The organism is Rodentibacter caecimuris (genome assembly GCF_001019715.1).
Taxonomy (GTDB): Bacteria; Pseudomonadota; Gammaproteobacteria; order Enterobacterales; family Pasteurellaceae; genus Rodentibacter; species Rodentibacter caecimuris.
On the sequence record NZ_BBXJ01000001.1, the window covers coordinates 2,409,477 to 2,428,174 of the forward strand.

Sequence of the window (18,698 nt, forward strand, 5' to 3'; positions counted from 1 at the left end):
TATGCTAAATGAGAACCTCTCACTTATTAAATTAAGTTTTACACTTTTTCTTCTAAAAGTGCGGTAGGATTTTCTTCAGTTTTATCTACCTCGCTAGTTTGGAGCGACATTGCATGGTGTAGGCTTTCTTGACGGATTTTTTCTGCCATCGCTTTATCGCCGGCTTGCTCAAATACGTAAGCCGCCATCATAGCATCATTAGATTCGAGCTGTTTCGGGCAAGCAATGACTTTCTTAAAAGCCTCTACCGCTTTAGTAAATTCGTTATTACGCACATACAAATAACCAAGAGCACGATTAATACCACAGCATTGATTTTCATCAGCATATTTGGCACGTTTTTCCATCATCTTGATTAATTTTGTATTATCAGTCGGCTGTAAACGGGTCATTTGTGTACAAAGTGCCGGACTTAACGGTGTATTATCGCCCCATTTCTTTAATGTTTCTAGGGTGAATTCATAAGCAGATTCATGGTCATTGCAATCAATTAAGCGTTGAATTAATGCAACTTTTAAACCTAAATCGTTGCGACGACGGCGAGGCTGAGCTTCCCACCAAGCGAGTAAACCATCTACGCCTTCTTCATTCATTTTTTCATCAAGTAAACCATTCTCTGTATTCACCTGCACCGTTTTAAACTCATCGGGTGAATATAAACCTGAGCGCTGAATTAAATCCAAAATATTATCAAGCGCCTGATAAGCTTTAGATTGCGTATAAATCTCAACCGCTAATTTTAAGACTTCTTTATTTCGATCCGTCATCTCCAACAAACTATCTACCGAGCTACGGGCTGCCGGTAATTTATTTTGTTGTAACAGGATTCGGGTACGGGCAATTTCAACAAGTAAGTTATCCGAACCAGCAAGTTCGGTTGCTTCAATTAAATAACGGTTTGCGCTAAATTCATCACCACGTTGTTGTGCAGCTTCAGCCGCTTTAATGAGATTTAAAATAGGTTCGTCAGAATGTTTCGCATTCTTACCGATAAGTTTCTCAGCCTTGCTATAATCCCCTTCGTCCATTTTCATTAAACCTTCAAGAGTTTGTTTTTGTGCTTTAACACGTTTACGACGAGAAAACCAGCTGTAAGTATTATTACTTAAACGCAAGAAACGGCTAACAATCCACTCTATGGCATAAACTACTGCAAGGGCTGCAACAAATAAAATCACCAGTGTCGTGATAGACATTTCATAAATATTACCTGCCGTTTCAATACGAACATAACCTTGCTGACCTGAAAGATATGGGCCTGCAATCAACCCTGCAAGTAAAGCCAGCATTAAAAATAGTGTTCTAAACATAATCTATCCCTATTGTTGAGGCTCAGTGGTTGGTTTCTCATCCGCAGAAGACACATCCTGATTGGCTTGGCCCTCTTTCACATCATTTGATTTTGTCGGTTCGTCAAAAGATTTTTCAGCTTCAATCTCAATTTTTTTCACATCCATAGGCGTACGATTGAGATATTTATCAAGTAAGTTCAAACTTTGTAATTGATTCGGCACATCGACATAAACCGATAATTCCATTAATTCGTCAGTAGATTTTAGGAAATTCTGTGTTACTTCCGTGTTTGTATCAAAATAGCTGCGTACCCAAGTTGCAACCGCATCCAAAGATTGTTTATATAAATCATTTTGCTGACGAGACACCGCCATAATCGCTAACTGTAAACGTAAGCGAATGTTTTCACGTAAATAAATGTCTTGATTGGGGGCAAGCAATTCTTTTTTGTCCGCGCCTTGCTTCGGTGTAATTCGGATAAAATGATTCAAAAAAGAAACCGCACTTTTTTCTGCATTAGCTTGCCAATCGTCCAAAGAATCAGACAATTTGGTCGAATCGGAAACATCGCCAAAATTAACATTCAACAAAGGCAATTCATCCACAGAATTGGCTAACTGGGAAAGCTGTTGCATTACCGAATTTTGATCAACATTATCGACTGAAAGTAACTGTTTGAGATCTTGGTTAATTGCCGCACGAATCGCTATTGATTCAGAACTATTTACCTTCATTAATGTTTCATTAGCCAATTTCAATAGAGAAATTCCGGTCTCTACATCATTGTCCAACACTAGCTTACGTAATGCATTGTTAAGTAAAAAATCGGCTTCTGAAAATAACCAATCGTTAGGCTGTTGAGCCACCGCTTGTTTACTCACTACTTCAAGTTGGTGACGTAATGCACCTAACTCCTGATCTTTTACTAAAACCAATTGCTCAACTTGATTCAATTTATTTTGTGTTGCGGAAATATTTTTTTCAAGAGTTTCAATCTGTTCAGGTTGAACACTGTCCAAAGGAGTTGACGAAACGTTAGTGATTTTCCCTTCAAGTGCGGTCAATTTTTGCTGAATTTCCCCCACTTGCTGCTGCCCTAAATAATAGCCGGCTCCGCCCACACCTAACGCAATAAAAATAGCCAATAGACTTAACCCTGTTCCACTTTTCTTCACAATGGTTTGAGCCGGTTGGGAATTGGTTTCAGTTGGGGTTTCAGCTGTGGTTTCAATGATACTTTCTACAGTATCATCAAGGTTTTCTGCTACTTCATTTGATTTATTTTTCGCCATATTCATTCCTTATTAGGTCATTTAGCTAAGTAATGTCTTCAACAAACTTTGGTTATCCGCTTTTGGAGAGAGGATGACGGTTTGCCAGCCTTGAGATTTTGCTACATCGGCAATACGGGCACTCACCGTGACTAACTTACAACTTTTCAGCCAGCTTTGTTCAGTTTCAGGGACAAATTTAATTAATGCATGTAAAATTTCTAAACTGGTGACGACTAATGTATCCACACCGGAACGTTTATAAATACTGCTTTGTTCATCATTATTATAGATTATAGGCTCTCGACGGTAGCATTCCACCGTTTCTACCATTGCTCCTCGTTTTTTCGCTTGTTCAGTAAAATATTCACGCCCGCCATTACCGCGTAAAATTAAAATTTGTTTTCCATTAAGTTGTTGCATTTGTGGAAGAGCAAGCAATCCCTCACTATTTTCCTGTTCAATGGGATAGCGTATAAATTGTTCGCTTTGACAGGCAAAATGCTGTGCGGTTCTTTGCCCAACAGTAAAGTATTGTAAATCTTCACGCCAATGGAAACCGACTTCTTTTAGCGTTTTAGCCGAAAAATCAACCGCACTTTTAGACACCAGAAAGACATAATCACCGGATTTTAATCGATCAAGTTTCCCCGGTAGGCTTTCCAACTCTTTACCACTTTCAAAAGTAAATAAAGGTAAATATAACGCCACCCGACCGGCTTGATTGAGTAAATCAGCCAGCTGTTTTCCACGTTCATCAGGGCGGGTGACAAGAATCGCCATTATTGTTCTCCTAATCCATAAACTTTCGCAAGAATACGATCGGCACCTTGTGCGAGCAATTTTTCTGCGAGTTGAACGCCTAATTCTTCCGCTGTCTCAACCGCACTTTTACTTTCTGCCCGAATAATTGATGAACCGTCAAGTTCACCAACCAGAGCGCGTAAATAAATTTGATTATTTTCGAGAACAGCATATCCCCCAATAGGCACTTGGCATCCCCCCTGCAAACGTTCATTCATGGCTCTCTCCGCCTTGACACAAACTGTTGTCTCTTCATCAGCAAGCGGCGCGAGTAATGCCTGAACGAGATGATCATCCGTTCGACATTCAATCCCAACGGCACCTTGTCCAACTGCCGGCAAAGAAGTTGTCACCTCAATAAAAGAGGCAATACGCTCTTTCATCCCCAGACGAATTAACCCGGCTGCAGCCAAAATGATTGCATCGTATTCGCCATTATCCAATTTGCTTAACCGAGTCCCCACATTACCACGTAAAGAGCGAATATCTAAATCCGGTCGTAACTCTTTTAATTGGCATTGACGGCGTAAACTTGATGTACCGACAATCGCGCCTTTCGGTAAATCATCAAATGACGCATAGTGATTGGAGACAAAGGCATCGCGTGGGTCTTCACGCTTACAAATAACACTTAGTCCAAGCCCTTCTGGAAATTGCATTGGAACATCTTTCATGGAGTGTACAGCAATATCGGCGCGTTTTTCTAATAATGCATTTTCTAATTCTTTGACAAATAAGCCCTTCCCGCCAATTTTGGCCAAAGGAGTATCAAGAATGATATCCCCTTTTGTCACCATTGGAACAAGTTCCACGGTTAATCCCGGGTGTATTTTTTCTAAACGTTCTTTAACAAAATTAGCTTGCCATAATGCGAGCGGACTTTGGCGTGTTGCTATTTTTAGAATAGTTGATGTTGTCATAACTGTATTAATATGTCAGCAATTTGTCCTTTATCCTATCACTCTTAGGGAAAAAAGTCAGTTTTCATTTAGCTTTTCTATAGAAGATTACTGTGATCTTGCTTTCGGTTAAATCTTATCTATAGGATATAAAAAAGTGATACGAAAAAGGCAGATCTTTCGATCTGCCTCCACATTCAATTCATCAGATGAATTATTTAATAATTTTCGCAACAACGCCCGCACCTACAGTACGACCACCTTCACGGATTGCGAAACGTAAACCTTGGTCCATCGCAATCGGGTGGATTAAGGATACAGTCATTTTGATGTTATCGCCAGGCATTACCATTTCCACACCTTCCGGTAACTCAATAGTACCGGTTACGTCTGTTGTACGGAAATAGAATTGTGGACGGTAACCTTTGAAGAATGGGGTGTGACGACCACCTTCATCTTTAGATAATACGTACACTTCTGATTCGAAGTCAGTGTGTGGCGTGATTGAACCCGGTTTCGCCAATACTTGACCACGTTCGATTTCTTCACGTTTGGTACCACGTAATAACGCACCGATGTTTTCACCTGCACGACCTTCATCAAGTAATTTACGGAACATTTCAACACCGGTTACGGTTGTTTTAGTGGTATCTTTGATACCCACGATTTCAACTTCATCACCTGTACGGATGATACCACGCTCTACACGACCGGTTACTACCGTACCACGACCTGAGATTGAGAACACGTCTTCAATTGGAAGAAGGAACGGTTGGTCAATTGCACGTTCAGGTTCCGGGATATAAGTATCTAAGTGGTTTGCTAATTCAAGGATTTTTTCTTCCCATGCCGCATCGCCTTCTAACGCTTTTAATGCTGAACCACGTACGATTGGGGTGTCATCACCCGGGAAGTCATATTGAGAAAGAAGTTCACGAACTTCCATTTCGACTAATTCTAATAACTCTTCGTCATCAACCATATCGCATTTGTTTAAGAATACGATGATGTAAGGTACACCTACTTGGCGACCTAATAAGATGTGCTCACGAGTTTGTGGCATAGGACCGTCAGTCGCCGCAACCACTAAGATTGCACCGTCCATTTGTGCCGCACCGGTAATCATGTTTTTAACGTAGTCGGCGTGTCCCGGACAGTCAACGTGTGCGTAGTGACGGGTTGGTGTATCGTATTCAACGTGTGAAGTATTGATGGTAATACCACGCGCTTTTTCTTCCGGCGCGTTATCGATTTGGTCAAATGCACGAGCCGCACCACCGTAGTGTTTTGCCAATACTGTCGTGATTGCTGCTGTTAAAGTTGTTTTACCGTGGTCAACGTGGCCGATTGTACCCACGTTTACGTGCGGTTTTGTACGTTCAAATTTTTCTTTAGACATTGTTAATGTTTCCTAAAAGTGCGGTATAAAAATTAAGAATTTTATACCGCTTATGTTACAAAAATACTATTTTTTACGCGCTTCAATAACTGCAGCAGCAACACTCGTTGGTGCTTCAGAGTATTTTAACGGTTCCATTGAGTATGATGCACGACCTTGAGTTTGTGAACGTAAGTCTGTTGCATAACCGAACATTTCAGAAAGTGGCACTTCTGCATCGATTTTAACAACAAATTCGTTCGCTTCTTGACCGTTAACCATTGCACGACGACGGCTTAAATCACCGATTACGTCACCCACATACTCAGGTGGCGTTTCAACTTCTACTTTCATGATTGGCTCTAGTAGAACCGGGTTTGCTTTTGCGAATGCCGCTTTAAACGCTAAAGATGCAGCAAGTTTAAACGCAAGTTCGGATGAGTCCACATCATGGTATGAACCGAAGTGTAAACGCACACCAAGGTCAACTACCGGATAACCCGCTAATGGACCGGATTTAAGTTGTTCTTGGATACCTTTGTCAACAGCCGGGATGTATTCACCAGGAATAACACCACCTTTGATTTCGTTAACAAATTCATAACCCGGACCTTCTGGCTCTAATGGATACAAGTCGATAACAACATGACCGTATTGACCACGACCACCGGATTGTTTTGCGTGTTTACCTTCAACATCATTAACACGGGTACGGATAGTTTCACGGTAAGATACTTGAGGTTTACCAATGTTAGCTTCCACTTTGAACTCACGTTTCATACGGTCAACAATGATATCTAAGTGTAACTCACCCATACCGGAAATGATGGTTTCACCAGACTCTTCATCTGTATGTACACGGAATGAAGGGTCTTCTTGCGCCAAACGACCTAATGCAATACCCATTTTTTCTTGGTCTGCTTTAGTTTTCGGTTCTACCGCAACAGAAATTACCGGCTCAGGGAATTCCATACGCTCAAGAATGATTGGTGCATCAATTGCACATAATGTATCACCGGTTGTTACATCTTTTAAACCGATTGCAGCAGCAATATCACCTGCGCGAACTTCTTTAATTTCTTCACGTTTGTTTGCGTGCATTTGAACGATACGACCGAAACGTTCACGTTTTTGACGTACTGAGTTCAATACAGTATCACCGGAATTGATTACACCAGAGTATACACGGAAGAAGGTTAAGTTTCCTACGAATGGGTCGGTCGCAATTTTAAACGCTAATGAAGAGAACGGCTCTTCATCGCTTGCATGACGCTCACCTTCTGTTTCATCAGGATTGATACCTTTAATTGCAGGAATATCTGTTGGTGCCGGTAAATATTCAACAACTGCATCAAGCATCGCCTGAACACCTTTGTTTTTAAACGCAGAACCACAGGTTACCAAGATGATTTCATTCGCCAATACGCGCTGACGAAGACCTGCTTTAATTTCTTCTTCGCTTAATTCTTCACCACCAAGGTATTTTTCCATTAATTCTTCAGAGGCTTCAGCTGCCGCTTCAACAAGGTTTTGACGCCATTCTTCACAATCAGCAACCATATTTGCAGGAATGTCTTCATAAGTAAAAGTCATACCTTGATCTGCTTCATTCCAGTTGATTGCTTTCATTTTAATTAGGTCAACAACACCGGTAAAGTTCTCTTCAGAGCCGATTGGAAGTTGAAGAGGAACGGCATTCGCACCTAAACGAGTTTTTAGTTGGTCAACCACACGCAAGAAATTTGCACCAGTACGGTCCATCTTATTAACGAACGCAATACGTGGAACTTCGTATTTGTTAGCTTGACGCCATACGGTTTCAGACTGAGGTTGAACACCACCCACCGCACAGTAAACCATTACGGCACCATCAAGAACACGCATAGAACGTTCTACTTCAACAGTAAAGTCTACGTGTCCCGGAGTGTCGATAACATTGATACGGTGTTGTGGAAATTGTTGGGACATACCAGACCAGAATGCAGTTGTTGCCGCAGAGGTGATGGTGATACCGCGCTCTTGCTCTTGTTCCATCCAGTCCATTGTTGCCGCACCATCGTGTACTTCACCGATTTTGTGGCTCACACCTGTATAGAATAAGATACGTTCAGTAGTAGTTGTTTTACCTGCATCAATATGCGCACTAATACCGATATTGCGATATCTTTCAATAGGAGTTGTACGTGCCATTATTATAACCTTGTTTAGTTTAATATATGTTTATATAAGGGTAAGGCTTCATCAACGATGAAGCCCTTTAAATTCAAAAGCTTATTACCAACGATAGTGAGCAAATGCTTTGTTAGCTTCAGCCATACGGTGAACGTCTTCACGTTTTTTCACTGCTGCGCCTTTGTTATCAGAAGCATCCGATAACTCGTTTGCAAGACGTAAAGCCATTGATTTATCACCACGTTTACGTGCAGCTTCAACAATCCAACGCATACCTAATGCGTTACGACGAACCGGACGAACTTCAACCGGTACTTGGTAAGTAGAACCACCAACACGACGAGATTTAACCTCAACGGTTGGACGCACATTTTCAAGTGCTATTTCAAACGCTTCTAAAGGCTCTTTACCTGTACGCTCGGCTAACGTTTCTAACGCACCGTAAACAATTGACTCAGCGACGGATTTTTTACCGTCAACCATGATTACATTAATAAATTTTGCAAGTAATTCTGAACCGAACTTCGGATCTGGAAGAATCTTGCGAGGTTCAACACTACGACGACGTGGCATTGCGAATTTCTCCGTATTTTAATCTTCAGGATATCCAAAACCCATCAGCAATATTTCTCATTGAGAAACTTTGCAGCGCAAAGCGCTTTGTTGACTGGAGTTTATGGTTTAAATTTTTTTGCTAATTTAGACGTTTGGCCTTACTTAACGGAGAACCATTAAGCTTTAGGGCGTTTAACGCCGTATTTAGAACGACCTTGTTTACGGTCTTTAACGCCGGCACAGTCTAATGCACCACGTACGGTGTGATAACGCACACCCGGTAAGTCTTTAACACGACCACCACGGATAAGCACAACACTGTGCTCTTGAAGGTTATGACCTTCACCACCGATATAAGAAGTCACTTCAAAACCGTTTGTTAAGCGGATACGACATACTTTACGTAACGCTGAGTTCGGTTTTTTCGGAGTTGTAGTATATACACGAGTACATACACCACGTTTCTGCGGGCAAGCCTCTAATGCAGGAACGTTGCTTTTTACAACCTTTTTCACACGCGGTTTGCGTACTAGCTGGTTGATAGTTGCCATTAAAAAAGCTCCAGTTTAAATTAAATGTTATTCAATAATAGAATGTTGTTCAAAAAATCTACTTCAATATAGAAATAGACGCTGAATTTTAATGATTTTGTTAGCTATTGTCAATTATTAAACGGAAATAGGATCCTGAAAGATCCTTGCCGAGGCGTGTCCCTTAATTACAGGGATTTGATGATTGATTTCCTACGTGATTATCGCCATAATCCCATGTCGATTTACACAAATATCCTTCGCTGAATCAGGATCAATAAACCAGAGAAACAAAATGCCTCAAAATCAACCGCACTTTTATCGTGGTCGCTTTTCTGTTGCGCCAATGCTTGATTGGACAACGCGTCATTGCCGTTATTTTCACCGTCAATTTTCTCAGCACGCCTTGCTTTATACAGAGATGGTGACAACTCCAGCGATTATTCATGCCAAATATGATCTGTTGGATTTTGATCACCGTGAAAATCCGGTTTCCTTGCAATTAGGCGGAAGCGATCCCGAACAACTCAAACATTGCGCAAAACTGGCGGAAGAGCGAGGTTATCATGAAATTAATCTTAATGTAGGCTGTCCTTCCGATCGCGTACAAAACGGAATGTTTGGTGCTTGTTTGATGGCGAAAGCCGATTTGGTCGCAGAATGTGTCGCACAAATGCAAAGTGAGGTTAAAATTCCTGTAACGGTAAAAACCCGCATTGGTATTGACGAGCTAGATAGTTACGAATTTTTATGTGATTTTATCGAAAAAGTACAGGATAAAGGCTGTCAGGAATTTATTATTCATGCACGCAAAGCGTGGCTTTCTGGTTTAAGCCCTAAAGAAAATCGTGAAATTCCACCACTTGATTATGAACGCGTCTATCAGTTAAAGCGCGACTTTCCCCATTTGAAAATCGTCATTAATGGCGGAATCAAAACCGTGGAAGAAATGAAACAACATTTGCAATTTGTCGATGGGGTTATGGTAGGACGTGAAGCCTATCAAAACCCGAGCTTACTCGGCACGATCGATCAAGCTTTGTTTGAAGCCAATATGCCGATTGTTACTCCACTAGAAGCCACGTTAGCAATGCTGCCTTATATTGAACAACAACTGAGCCAAGGTGTTTACCTCAATCATATCGTTCGCCATATGCTGGGAACATTTCAACATTGTAAAGGCGCACGCCAATGGCGTCGTTATTTAAGTGAAAATGCATTCAAACAGGGGGCAGGGATTGAAGTTATTGAAACAGCACTTGGTTTTGTTGAAAATTAAAACCCAAGCTAAAAATGTGACACATTTCACAAATTTCAATTTTTTTCTTTCTCTTTATCTCTATTTTATACTATAATCAGACCCAAGATTTGAGAGGGAGATCATCGTGTTTCTTGGAGTATCAAGTCTTACACTTCTTGGCATCTTGAGTCTCTCTTCTGTTTATAAATTCTAATTTAGTCCTGTTTTATTTTTTTGAATTGGTCTTAACTGCATTAGTGGTTTTACATGGATGTTAAAAAAACAAAAGTGCGGTTAGAAATAACCGCACTTTCTTACTGACATATCACTAACTTCGTTTTAACATTCTGTAAATATTGACAAATAGGAAATGGCACTTCATCTGTAAACAGATATTCCACATCCCCCAATTCCGCTAGGCGGACGATTGCTTGTCGGGTAAATTTTGAATGATCGGTCACCAACAATGTTTGACGTGAACTTTCCATAATCGCTCGTTTCACTTGCACTTCGTGATAATCATAATCCAATAAGGAACCGTCTTCATCAATCGCACTGATACCAAGAATACCGAAGTCTAACCGAAACTGGGAAATAAAATTCACTGTAGCCTCACCAATAATCCCCCCATCCATCCGTAACGAACCGCTCGCCATAGTAATATCAAAACTTTCATTTTGACGGAGCAAATGAGCGGCATTCAGATTATTCGTAACAATACGTAACGATTTGTGATCAAGTAATGCGTTTGCGACCGCTTCCGGCGTCGTACCAATATCAATAAATAACGAAGCGCCATTCGGAATAAGTTTTGCAACTTCTTGGGCAATGCAATTTTTTTGTGAAGAGAAGAACTGTTTGCGATCAATATAATCGGAATTTTCTGCGGAAGAAGGAGAGGCTGCCCCACCATGATGACGGCGAATAAAATTCAGTTCTGCAAGCACATTCAAATCTCGTCGGATAGTTTGCGGACTGACATCCAGTCGGATAACTAAATCTTCTGTACTTAAATAGCCATGCTGATTGACAAGCTCCATAATTTTTTGATGGCGAATGGATTGTTTCATATCGTATCCCCTAAATAAATAGCGCTGTTACTCTACCCGATTCAAATAAATTTTACTATCAATAAATCCCCAAAATAACCCGACTATGAAACCTGAAATATGGGCGGCATTACCAATATAAATATTAAATAAAGGGCTAATAAATCCAAATATTAGCCCCACAAGTAACATTGTAAAAAACCCCTTCGGCAAATTAAAAATGTTAGCATTCAGTTTATCGACGACAACGACATAACCCAATACCGCATACACCACACCCGATAATCCAAAAAAGCCCGCACCCGAAAAATAATTTTGTACGATACCGCTCACAATGGCAGAAACTAAAAAAATAAGAAAAAGCTTTCCACCGCTAAAATAGCGTTCAATCACACTGCCAAATAACCAAAACCATGATAAATTTGCAATAATGTGAATATTCGACAAATGCACAAAAGTATGTGTGATATAACGCCAAAGTTCCCCATCCTGATCAAAATAAACAGGATAATGAAAAATTTCCATAATACTTTCTTCAAAGCCGAGCTGTTGTAATAAATACACAATGATACAGATCGCGGTAATAATGTGTAGCGGTGTAAAATAACGGGATAAATCAGAATTTTTCATAAAATAATACGTCTCTTAATCAACTCTCAGTACCGTAAAAATAATTATCGTAAATCGTCCAAGGAATTAACATTCATAAATCGTCCTTCATCTGTTGTAAACTTCACCGCAATCCCTTTATTTTTACGCATAAATTGCAACAACCGCCGTTCACCGGAGGCAAGGTAAGTCCGTAGTACCTCTTTTAATTCAACCGATATCAAACAAAATGTAGGGTGTTCCCTTTCTTCATCGCAAGCATAAGCAATCAAAGTGCGGTCATTTTCCACCGCACTTTTGAGTTTTTCGAGTAAATTGTTAGGGAAGAAAGGACTATCGCAAGGGGTAAACAAAACAAAATCCGTCTTGGTTTTTTCAAGCCCACTCAGCATACCGCTTAGCGGGCCTTGAAAATCAGCCAGTTCATCGGCAAAAACGGGAAAACCGAATTTTGCGTATACGGCTTGGTTTCGATTGGCATTAATGGAAATATCCGTGATTTGTGGTCGTAAACGTTCAATCATATATTGAATCAAAGGCTTACCGTGCAAAACCTGTAACCCCTTGTCACGTCCTTCCATTCTGCGAGCTTTTCCTCCCGCTAAAATCACCGCACTTATCGTTAACATATTTTATTCTGTGAAAATTTGCAGTATTATGCGCCTATTTTTTACGATTAAAAAGAAAATAGCAATGAAATGTAAGCGTTTAAATGAAGTTTTGGAACTTTTACAACCTTATTGGTCTAAAGCCCCGGATTTGAGCTTGATAGAAATCTTGCAAAAAATCGCTGATGAATCCGGTTTTAAACAACCATTAAATGAACTGACTGATGAAGTGATTATTTATCAACTCAAAATGGATGGAACGGATAAACACGAGCCCATTCCCGGTATAAAAAAAGATTACGAAGAAGATTTTAAAACCGCGCTGTTAAAAGCCCGCGGCATTATTAAATAAGGAAAAAACAAATGAAAAAATTTTTACTTGCATTAGGCGCGTTAATTTCTGTCAATGCCTTCGCCACCAATTTACAAGAAGGTAAACAATATATCCAAGTCAACCAACAAGCGGCAATGCAAAAAGAAGTGATTGAATTTTTCTCTTTTTATTGCCCTCATTGCTATTCCTTTGAAATGGAATATAAAATTCCTCAACAAGTGAAAGACGAATTACCAGAAGGTGTCGCATTTAAACAATATCATGTAAGTTTTTTAGGACGTCAGTCTGAAAACCTAACCCGTGCTTGGGCGCTGGCAATGGCATTAGGTGTAGAAAATAAAGTCAAAATGCCTTTATTTGAAGCGGCGCAAAAAGATCGTTTAAAGTCAATGGACGATATTCGCACGATCTTCTTAGATAATGGCATTACAGCGGAACAATTTGATGGAGGAATCAATAGTTTTGCGGTGAACGGCTTAGTGAACAAACAAACCAATGCAGCCGAACAATTCGGTGTACACGGCGTACCGGATTTCTATGTAAACGGTAAATTCCGAGTTAACCCTGAAGGATTAAATTATGATAATTTCGTTAAGGATTACGTGGAAACCGTAAAAGGTTTATTGCAAAAATAGCGAAAAATTGGTTTAATGCCGACCCTTTTTAAGCAATCAAAGAAAGAGAGATGATCATGGCTGCAAGTTTTAGCGTTACCCGTCGTTTTTTTGACGACAAAAACTATCCGCGCGGATTTTCGCGTCACGGTGATTACACGATCAAAGAATCACAAGTGCTTGAGCAATACGGACAAGCGTTCAAAGCATTAGATTTAGGTGAGCGTGAACCGGCAACAAAAGAAGAAAAAGAGTTTGTCGCCTTCTGTCGCGGAGAACGTGCAGCGGAAACTTTCTTTGAAAAAACATGGAATAAATACCGCACCCGCATCAACACCACCAAACGTGTTTATACCCTCTCCGGTGATGTGAGTGAAGCTGCATCCGGCGGTGATGATTATTCCGGCGAATAAAATCAATGAGACAAGGCAGGCTGAAGTCTGCCTTTTGTTTATTTTATAAATTGCTTTGGCCCCATACAGTTGGACTCAACAAATGCAACTCCCCATTTCTCAATACACCGAATTACTACAAAAAAAACAAGAAAAACTAACCGCACTTCTGCGCCCGTTTAACGCACCAATAATTCAAGTGTTTGATTCACCGACCAGCCATTATCGTATGCGGGCGGAATTTCGTATTTGGCATGAACAGGATGATTTTTATCATATTATGTTTGATCAAACCACGCGTAAACCTTACCGAGTGGACGAATTTCCTATCGCCAGCCGGCTGATTAATCGTATGATGAAAACCTTGCTGCCTTTGCTTAAACAACAAGAAATCCTGCACAAAAAACTCTTTCAAATTGATTATCTCAGCACCTTGAGTAATAAAATCATCGTCAGCCTGCTTTATCACAAACCGCTTTCCGAAGAATGGGAAAGTGCGGCTAAAAATTTGAAAGAAAAATTGACCGCACTTAGTTTCGATGTGCAAATTATCGGACGCGCGAGTAAACAAAAAATTTGCTTGGATCATGATTACGTGGATGAAATCTTGTCTGTGGCTGGACGGGACTATATCTATCGCCAAGTGGAAAACAGTTTTACCCAACCTAACGCCGCAGTAAATTGCAAAATGCTGGAATGGGCGATAGATTGCACAAAAGGGAGCGAGGGCGATTTGCTCGAACTTTATTGTGGCAATGGTAATTTTTCTATCGCCTTGGCACAAAATTTCCGCAAAGTCCTTGCCACGGAAATAGCAAAACCATCGGTGGTAGCCGCCCAATTTAATATTGCAGCAAATGGCGTAGATAATTTGCAGATTATTCGTATGTCAGCGGAAGAGTTTACCCAAGCGATAAACGGAGTGCGAACCTTTAATCGATTAAAAGACATTGATTTAACCACTTACAAATGTCATACCATTTTTGTCGATCCTCCTCGTGCCGGGCTTGATCCCGACACCGTAAAACTCGTGCAAGGCTATGATCGTATTTTGTATATTTCATGCAACCCTCATTCCTTATGTGATAATTTGCAAGAGCTGTCAAAAACGCACCGTATTGAAAAAGCGGCGTTGTTCGATCAATTCCCTTATACCGATCACATGGAAAGCGGCGTATGGCTGATTCGCAAGTAAAGATTCGGCTCATTTCCGAATCCACGGAAAAAACGCTCGAAAATTTAACCGCACTTTGTGGCGCAATGAACATTATCCCTGATGATCAAAGCCCGCTTGCCCTAGTACAAACGGATGAGCGTTTGGAGTTACGCAAATTAGACGAACCCAAACTTGGTGCGGTGTATGTGGATTTTGTGGGGGGCACAATGGCACATCGGCGAAAATTCGGCGGTGGACGCGGTGAAGCAATAGCAAAAGCGGTGGGAATCAAAGGCAATGCATTACCAACGGTAATTGATGCTACCGCAGGGCTGGCACGTGATGCCTTCGTCTTAGCCGCCATCGGTTGTCAAGTGCGTTTAGTAGAACGCCATCCCATTGTCTATTTATTGTTGCAAGACGGCTTAAATCGCGCCTATCAGGATGAAGAGATAGGGGAAATGTTGTGGCAAAATTTGCGTTTATTAACTGTTCGTCATATTCATGAATTAAATCCCGAAACGGATTTTGCCGATGTGGTATATCTCGATCCGATGTATCCGCACAAACAAAAATCCGCTTTGGTAAAAAAAGAAATGCGCGTGTTTCAGCATTTAGTCGGAGCAGATTTGGATGCAGACGCACTGCTTGCCCCTGCGTTACAATTAGCCCGACAACGAGTGGTGGTAAAACGCCCCGACTATGCGGAATTTCTCGCAAAAAAACAACCGCACTTTTGTCGTGAAACGAAGAATCACCGCTTTGATATTTATGTAGCGGAGGCACGATGTTAAAAGAAAGTGCGGTCGTCATTGGCTATGAAAACGGCGTGGCAAAAGTAAAATGTCAATCCCAAGGTGCCTGCGGACAGTGTGCGGCAAAAAACAACTGCGGCACTTCCAACCTTTCCGAACTCAACGGCAAACGCGGGGAACATATTTTTAATGTGGAAACCATGATGCCGTTACGCGAAGGGCAAGTGGTGGAAATTGGCTTAGCAGAAAAATTAATGCTGTTTTCCGCATTATTCATGTACATCGTACCGCTTGTTACTTTGCTTATCACAACGCTGTTATCCGATTACATTAGCGAAAATGAATTGATCCGAGCCCTCATTATTCTTCTTTTTACCGTGCTTTCTTTTGTTTTCATTAAGCACTATACAAAAAAGCGAGGGAGACAAACAGAATTTCAGCCGGTCTTATTACGCGTACTTTCTTGAAAGCAAACAATGTTTAATTTATTCCAATCCCCCATTGAAAAAAGCTCATTATCAGCTTGGTCAAAATTAACGGATGATATTGCAAAAGTTGCTATTCTGGCGATGCCTGTTATACTCTACAGCGAACATTCCCTTGCTTTTAAAGGGATGAATATTGCTTTTTTAATTGCTATTGCTTATTTTTGTTTAGTGATAGGACGTTTTTTTCGTCAACTATCGGAGGATAGATAATATGTGGCTTACAATTGGTCTTGGTATTATTGCATTGATAGCTGTCGCCGGTGCTATTTGGGCAAATCATCTCTTAAAAAACTCTCGATAAATATTATCAATTTTAACTTATCGGGTGTTTCGTGAACTATCGGAGGATAGATAATATGTGGCTTAAATTGGTCTTGGCATTATTGCATTGATTGGTATCGCTGACGCTATTTGGGCAAATCATCTCTTAAAAAATTCCCGATAAATATCATCAACCCCGATTTATCGGGGTTTTTACTGTTTGAAAATCGTTAAAGTGCGGTCGTTTTTAAGGTTATTTTTATGCGTATTCAAATTCCCCTTCTTGGTATCACCGGTTATAGTGGTAGCGGTAAAACCACTCTTTTGGAAAAACTCATTCCCGAACTTATCGCACGCAGAATTCGAGTGTCTGTGATCAAACACAGTCATCATAATGCACAGGTGGATAAAGAAGGGAAAGACAGTTGGCGAATGAAAGAGGCAGGCTCTGCCCAAGTGATAATGGCATGCGATAACCGCTGGGCGATGATGACAGAAACACCCTCACCGGTTTCGATAAATTATCTGGCTCAACAATTTGATCGCACATTAACGGATTTAATTCTTATAGAAGGGTTTAAACAAGAGCCGATTCCGAAAATTCTTTTACACCGTCAGGAAATGGCACAATCCTTGCCGGAAATAGACAACAATGTCCTTGCCCTCGCTACCAATTATTCCCTTGAAATCGACCGCACTTTGTTAGATATTAACCAAATTCCACAAATAGCTGATTTTATCGAAACTTGGCTCCGTTCACAGGAAAGAAAATGACGGATACCCGCACTTATCAAGGCTTGGCTTGGGTAGCGGCAATGGCGCTTTTTATGCAAAGCCTTGATGCCACGATCTTAAATACCGCATTACCGACAATTTCTGTCGATTTGCATAAATCGGCGTTTGAAATGCAAATGGCGATCATCGCCTATTCTTTAGCAGTCGCCTTGTTTATTCCCCTCACAGCATGGGTGACGGCAAAATTCGGTACACTCACTGTTTTTCGAAGTGCTGTCTTCACATTTGTATTAGGATCTGTAGCTTGTGCCGCTGCACCTAATTTAGAAATCCTCATTCTCGCACGCGTTATTCAAGGCATTGGCGGGGCATTTATGATGCCGGTCGCCCGTTTAGCCATTATTCAATCCGTTCCTAAACATCAACTCCTTAACGCTTGGAATTTAATGGCAACAGCCGGTTTAATCGGACCGATTTTAGGACCGATCTTAGGGGGATGGTTGGTGATTCATGCAACTTGGCACTGGATCTTTTTAATTAATATCCCTATTGGTATATTGGGTATTTGGGCTTCTAGTAGGGTAATGAACAATATCAAGGGCGATGAAGAAAAGTTGGATTGGATAGGCTTTTTATTGTTCGCGCTAGGTTTGGTGGGATTAACGCTCAGTTTAGATTTACTGGGTGAAACTCGTCAAAATCCATTACCCACTTATAGTGCACTTATTCTCGGCATCTGCTTATTGGCTATTTATGTGATTTATGCGAAAGGAAATGAACGGGCGCTCCTACCACTTTCCCTATTTCGCACTAGAACATTTAGCTTGGGCATACTGGCTAATTTATTTATTCGTTTGTCCGCTTCCGGCGTACCATTTTTATTACCGTTAATGTTTCAACTTTCTTTTGGATATAGTGCTGAAATGTCCGGTTGGTTACTTATGCCCATTGCCTTAATGTCAGTGATATTCAAAATCTTCATCGGACATATTCTGAATAAATTCGGCTATAAAACTACGCTGATTTCATCCGCACTTTTTATGGCTATGGGGATTATCTCAATGGCATGGCTCAGCGCTCAAACCTCACTTGGCTGGATTATCTGTAATTTAATGTGGTATGGGGCCTGTATGTCAATGATTTTCACCGCTGTGAATACATTGGCTGTAGGCGATCTTTCTCAAGCACAAGCCAGTGCAGGAGCAACAGTGCTCAGCATTGTCCAACAAGTGGGCATTAGCTTTGGGATTGCCGTCTCATCTATTATTTTGAATGTTTATCGTCAACTTTTTGGTGATGAAGGGGAGCTATTGCAACAAGCCTTCAGCTATACATTCTTAACCTCATCTATTTTTGCTGTTTTATTGCTCTTGATCTTAGCCAAACTACACAAAGGAGATGGAAATCATTTACGCAAGAATTGTAGTTAGCCCTCATTACGTCGAAGAAAAATTTTATTCTTGGCTTATTTTTTCGTGTTCTTTATTTTTCTATACTCTATTCAAAAATTGCGTTATTATTCGACAATATTTATACCGAGTAGCTAAGTTGGTTT

Annotated in this window: 21 protein-coding genes; 10 read left to right on the plus strand and 11 right to left on the minus strand. The window is 40.7% G+C overall.

The features are described 5' to 3' along the window. Positions 1-38: 38 nt before the first annotated feature. From PNEUHYL_RS11900 to rpsL, 8 genes are all read right to left on the minus strand, one after another. On the minus strand, positions 39-1,310 hold the full coding sequence (locus PNEUHYL_RS11900) for a heme biosynthesis protein HemY (protein WP_059368586.1): 1,272 nt from the start codon (positions 1,308-1,310) through the stop codon (positions 39-41). A gap of 9 nt (positions 1,311-1,319) precedes the next feature. Further along, a complete protein-coding gene (locus PNEUHYL_RS11905) occupies positions 1,320-2,585 on the minus strand; it encodes a uroporphyrinogen-III C-methyltransferase (RefSeq protein ID WP_059368587.1) in 1,266 nt (421 codons plus the stop codon). Positions 2,586-2,606: 21 nt separating this feature from the next. After that, positions 2,607-3,347, minus strand: coding sequence for a uroporphyrinogen-III synthase (locus PNEUHYL_RS11910; RefSeq protein ID WP_059368588.1), 741 nt, complete (start codon positions 3,345-3,347; stop codon positions 2,607-2,609). After that, positions 3,347-4,288, minus strand: a complete 942-nt coding sequence (gene hemC / locus PNEUHYL_RS11915) for a hydroxymethylbilane synthase (RefSeq protein WP_059368589.1) — start codon at positions 4,286-4,288, stop codon at positions 3,347-3,349. Before hemC ends, PNEUHYL_RS11910 begins: the two co-directional genes overlap by 1 nt. 193 nt (positions 4,289-4,481) lie before the next feature. After that, positions 4,482-5,666, minus strand: a complete 1,185-nt coding sequence (gene tuf / locus PNEUHYL_RS11920) for an elongation factor Tu (RefSeq protein WP_059368590.1) — start codon at positions 5,664-5,666, stop codon at positions 4,482-4,484. Positions 5,667-5,732: 66 nt separating this feature from the next. Next, entirely contained in the window at positions 5,733-7,835 is a 2,103-nt protein-coding gene (gene fusA / locus PNEUHYL_RS11925; protein ID WP_059368591.1) for an elongation factor G, read from the minus strand. Between the two features lie 84 nt (positions 7,836-7,919). Beyond that, positions 7,920-8,390, minus strand: coding sequence for a 30S ribosomal protein S7 (gene rpsG / locus PNEUHYL_RS11930; RefSeq protein WP_059368592.1), 471 nt, complete (start codon positions 8,388-8,390; stop codon positions 7,920-7,922). 158 nt (positions 8,391-8,548) lie between these two features. Next, positions 8,549-8,923: a 30S ribosomal protein S12 gene (gene rpsL, locus PNEUHYL_RS11935; RefSeq protein WP_005543325.1), complete on the minus strand. Its 375-nt coding sequence runs from the start codon at positions 8,921-8,923 to the stop codon at positions 8,549-8,551. A gap of 274 nt (positions 8,924-9,197) precedes the next feature. Here rpsL and dusA point away from each other — a divergent pair, with 274 nt between their 5' ends. Beyond that, on the plus strand, positions 9,198-10,181 hold the full coding sequence (dusA, locus tag PNEUHYL_RS11940) for a tRNA dihydrouridine(20/20a) synthase DusA (RefSeq protein ID WP_059368593.1): 984 nt from the start codon (positions 9,198-9,200) through the stop codon (positions 10,179-10,181). Between the two features lie 275 nt (positions 10,182-10,456). Here the strand turns inward: dusA and PNEUHYL_RS11945 are convergent, their stop codons facing one another. From PNEUHYL_RS11945 to mobA, 3 genes are read right to left on the minus strand one after another with little or no spacing between them, the layout of a single operon-like run. Then, a complete protein-coding gene (locus PNEUHYL_RS11945) occupies positions 10,457-11,212 on the minus strand; it encodes a DeoR/GlpR family transcriptional regulator (RefSeq protein WP_059368594.1) in 756 nt (251 codons plus the stop codon). A 27-nt stretch (positions 11,213-11,239) separates the two neighbouring features. Beyond that, a complete protein-coding gene (locus PNEUHYL_RS11950) occupies positions 11,240-11,821 on the minus strand; it encodes a rhomboid family intramembrane serine protease (protein WP_059368595.1) in 582 nt (193 codons plus the stop codon). Positions 11,822-11,865: 44 nt separating this feature from the next. Beyond that, on the minus strand, positions 11,866-12,429 hold the full coding sequence (gene mobA / locus PNEUHYL_RS11955; RefSeq protein ID WP_077663974.1) for a molybdenum cofactor guanylyltransferase MobA: 564 nt from the start codon (positions 12,427-12,429) through the stop codon (positions 11,866-11,868). Positions 12,430-12,493: 64 nt separating this feature from the next. On the opposite strand from mobA, the gene PNEUHYL_RS11960 reads away from it, so the two are divergent. The 9 genes from PNEUHYL_RS11960 to PNEUHYL_RS12000 all read left to right on the plus strand — a co-directional run bounded on the left by PNEUHYL_RS11960 (position 12,494) and on the right by PNEUHYL_RS12000 (position 18,573). Then, entirely contained in the window at positions 12,494-12,760 is a 267-nt protein-coding gene (locus PNEUHYL_RS11960; RefSeq protein ID WP_059368596.1) for a YihD family protein, read from the plus strand. Between the two features lie 11 nt (positions 12,761-12,771). Next, positions 12,772-13,377, plus strand: a complete 606-nt coding sequence (gene dsbA, locus PNEUHYL_RS11965) for a thiol:disulfide interchange protein DsbA (RefSeq protein WP_059368597.1) — start codon at positions 12,772-12,774, stop codon at positions 13,375-13,377. A gap of 56 nt (positions 13,378-13,433) precedes the next feature. Further along, positions 13,434-13,769, plus strand: a complete 336-nt coding sequence (locus PNEUHYL_RS11970) for a MaoP family protein (RefSeq protein WP_059368598.1) — start codon at positions 13,434-13,436, stop codon at positions 13,767-13,769. Positions 13,770-13,851: 82 nt separating this feature from the next. Further along, on the plus strand, positions 13,852-14,943 hold the full coding sequence (gene trmA / locus PNEUHYL_RS11975) for a tRNA (uridine(54)-C5)-methyltransferase TrmA (RefSeq protein ID WP_059368886.1): 1,092 nt from the start codon (positions 13,852-13,854) through the stop codon (positions 14,941-14,943). Next, the gene (locus tag PNEUHYL_RS11980) at positions 14,925-15,698 is read left to right on the plus strand and encodes a class I SAM-dependent methyltransferase (protein WP_059368599.1); all 774 of its coding nucleotides are present in this window, start codon (positions 14,925-14,927) and stop codon (positions 15,696-15,698) included. Before trmA ends, PNEUHYL_RS11980 begins: the two co-directional genes overlap by 19 nt. After that, positions 15,692-16,126, plus strand: a complete 435-nt coding sequence (locus PNEUHYL_RS11985; protein WP_059368600.1) for a SoxR reducing system RseC family protein — start codon at positions 15,692-15,694, stop codon at positions 16,124-16,126. The genes PNEUHYL_RS11980 and PNEUHYL_RS11985 overlap by 7 nt, the downstream gene beginning before the upstream one ends. Before the next feature lie 9 nt (positions 16,127-16,135). Beyond that, a complete protein-coding gene (locus PNEUHYL_RS11990; RefSeq protein WP_059368601.1) occupies positions 16,136-16,357 on the plus strand; it encodes a hypothetical protein in 222 nt (73 codons plus the stop codon). A gap of 312 nt (positions 16,358-16,669) precedes the next feature. Continuing rightward, a complete protein-coding gene (mobB, locus tag PNEUHYL_RS11995; protein ID WP_018356130.1) occupies positions 16,670-17,182 on the plus strand; it encodes a molybdopterin-guanine dinucleotide biosynthesis protein MobB in 513 nt (170 codons plus the stop codon). Next, positions 17,179-18,573 (plus strand): DHA2 family efflux MFS transporter permease subunit, encoded by a 1,395-nt coding sequence (locus PNEUHYL_RS12000; protein ID WP_059368602.1) that lies wholly within the window; start codon positions 17,179-17,181, stop codon positions 18,571-18,573. The genes mobB and PNEUHYL_RS12000 overlap by 4 nt, the downstream gene beginning before the upstream one ends. The last annotated feature ends 125 nt before the right edge of the window (positions 18,574-18,698 follow it).

Bases quoted from the DNA above. Each gene is read 5' to 3' on its own strand.
- dusA (WP_059368593.1), top strand. From the start codon at position 9,198: ATGCCTCAAAATCAACCGCACTTTTATCGTGGTCGCTTTTCTGTTGCG.
- dsbA (WP_059368597.1), top strand. From the start codon at position 12,772: ATGAAAAAATTTTTACTTGCATTAGGCGCGTTAATTTCTGTCAATGCC.
- rpsL (WP_005543325.1), bottom strand. From the start codon at position 8,923: ATGGCAACTATCAACCAGCTAGTACGCAAACCGCGTGTGAAAAAGGTT.
- rpsG (WP_059368592.1), bottom strand. From the start codon at position 8,390: ATGCCACGTCGTCGTAGTGTTGAACCTCGCAAGATTCTTCCAGATCCG.
- PNEUHYL_RS12000 (WP_059368602.1), top strand. From the start codon at position 17,179: ATGACGGATACCCGCACTTATCAAGGCTTGGCTTGGGTAGCGGCAATG.
- mobA (WP_077663974.1), bottom strand. From the start codon at position 12,429: ATGTTAACGATAAGTGCGGTGATTTTAGCGGGAGGAAAAGCTCGCAGA.
- PNEUHYL_RS11985 (WP_059368600.1), top strand. From the start codon at position 15,692: ATGTTAAAAGAAAGTGCGGTCGTCATTGGCTATGAAAACGGCGTGGCA.
- PNEUHYL_RS11960 (WP_059368596.1), top strand. From the start codon at position 12,494: ATGAAATGTAAGCGTTTAAATGAAGTTTTGGAACTTTTACAACCTTAT.
- PNEUHYL_RS11900 (WP_059368586.1), bottom strand. From the start codon at position 1,310: ATGTTTAGAACACTATTTTTAATGCTGGCTTTACTTGCAGGGTTGATT.
- hemC (WP_059368589.1), bottom strand. From the start codon at position 4,288: ATGACAACATCAACTATTCTAAAAATAGCAACACGCCAAAGTCCGCTC.
- fusA (WP_059368591.1), bottom strand. From the start codon at position 7,835: ATGGCACGTACAACTCCTATTGAAAGATATCGCAATATCGGTATTAGT.
- trmA (WP_059368886.1), top strand. From the start codon at position 13,852: ATGCAACTCCCCATTTCTCAATACACCGAATTACTACAAAAAAAACAA.
- PNEUHYL_RS11910 (WP_059368588.1), bottom strand. From the start codon at position 3,347: ATGGCGATTCTTGTCACCCGCCCTGATGAACGTGGAAAACAGCTGGCT.
- PNEUHYL_RS11945 (WP_059368594.1), bottom strand. From the start codon at position 11,212: ATGAAACAATCCATTCGCCATCAAAAAATTATGGAGCTTGTCAATCAG.
- PNEUHYL_RS11980 (WP_059368599.1), top strand. From the start codon at position 14,925: ATGGCTGATTCGCAAGTAAAGATTCGGCTCATTTCCGAATCCACGGAA.
- PNEUHYL_RS11950 (WP_059368595.1), bottom strand. From the start codon at position 11,821: ATGAAAAATTCTGATTTATCCCGTTATTTTACACCGCTACACATTATT.
- PNEUHYL_RS11970 (WP_059368598.1), top strand. From the start codon at position 13,434: ATGGCTGCAAGTTTTAGCGTTACCCGTCGTTTTTTTGACGACAAAAAC.
- mobB (WP_018356130.1), top strand. From the start codon at position 16,670: ATGCGTATTCAAATTCCCCTTCTTGGTATCACCGGTTATAGTGGTAGC.
- PNEUHYL_RS11990 (WP_059368601.1), top strand. From the start codon at position 16,136: ATGTTTAATTTATTCCAATCCCCCATTGAAAAAAGCTCATTATCAGCT.
- tuf (WP_059368590.1), bottom strand. From the start codon at position 5,666: ATGTCTAAAGAAAAATTTGAACGTACAAAACCGCACGTAAACGTGGGT.
- PNEUHYL_RS11905 (WP_059368587.1), bottom strand. From the start codon at position 2,585: ATGGCGAAAAATAAATCAAATGAAGTAGCAGAAAACCTTGATGATACT.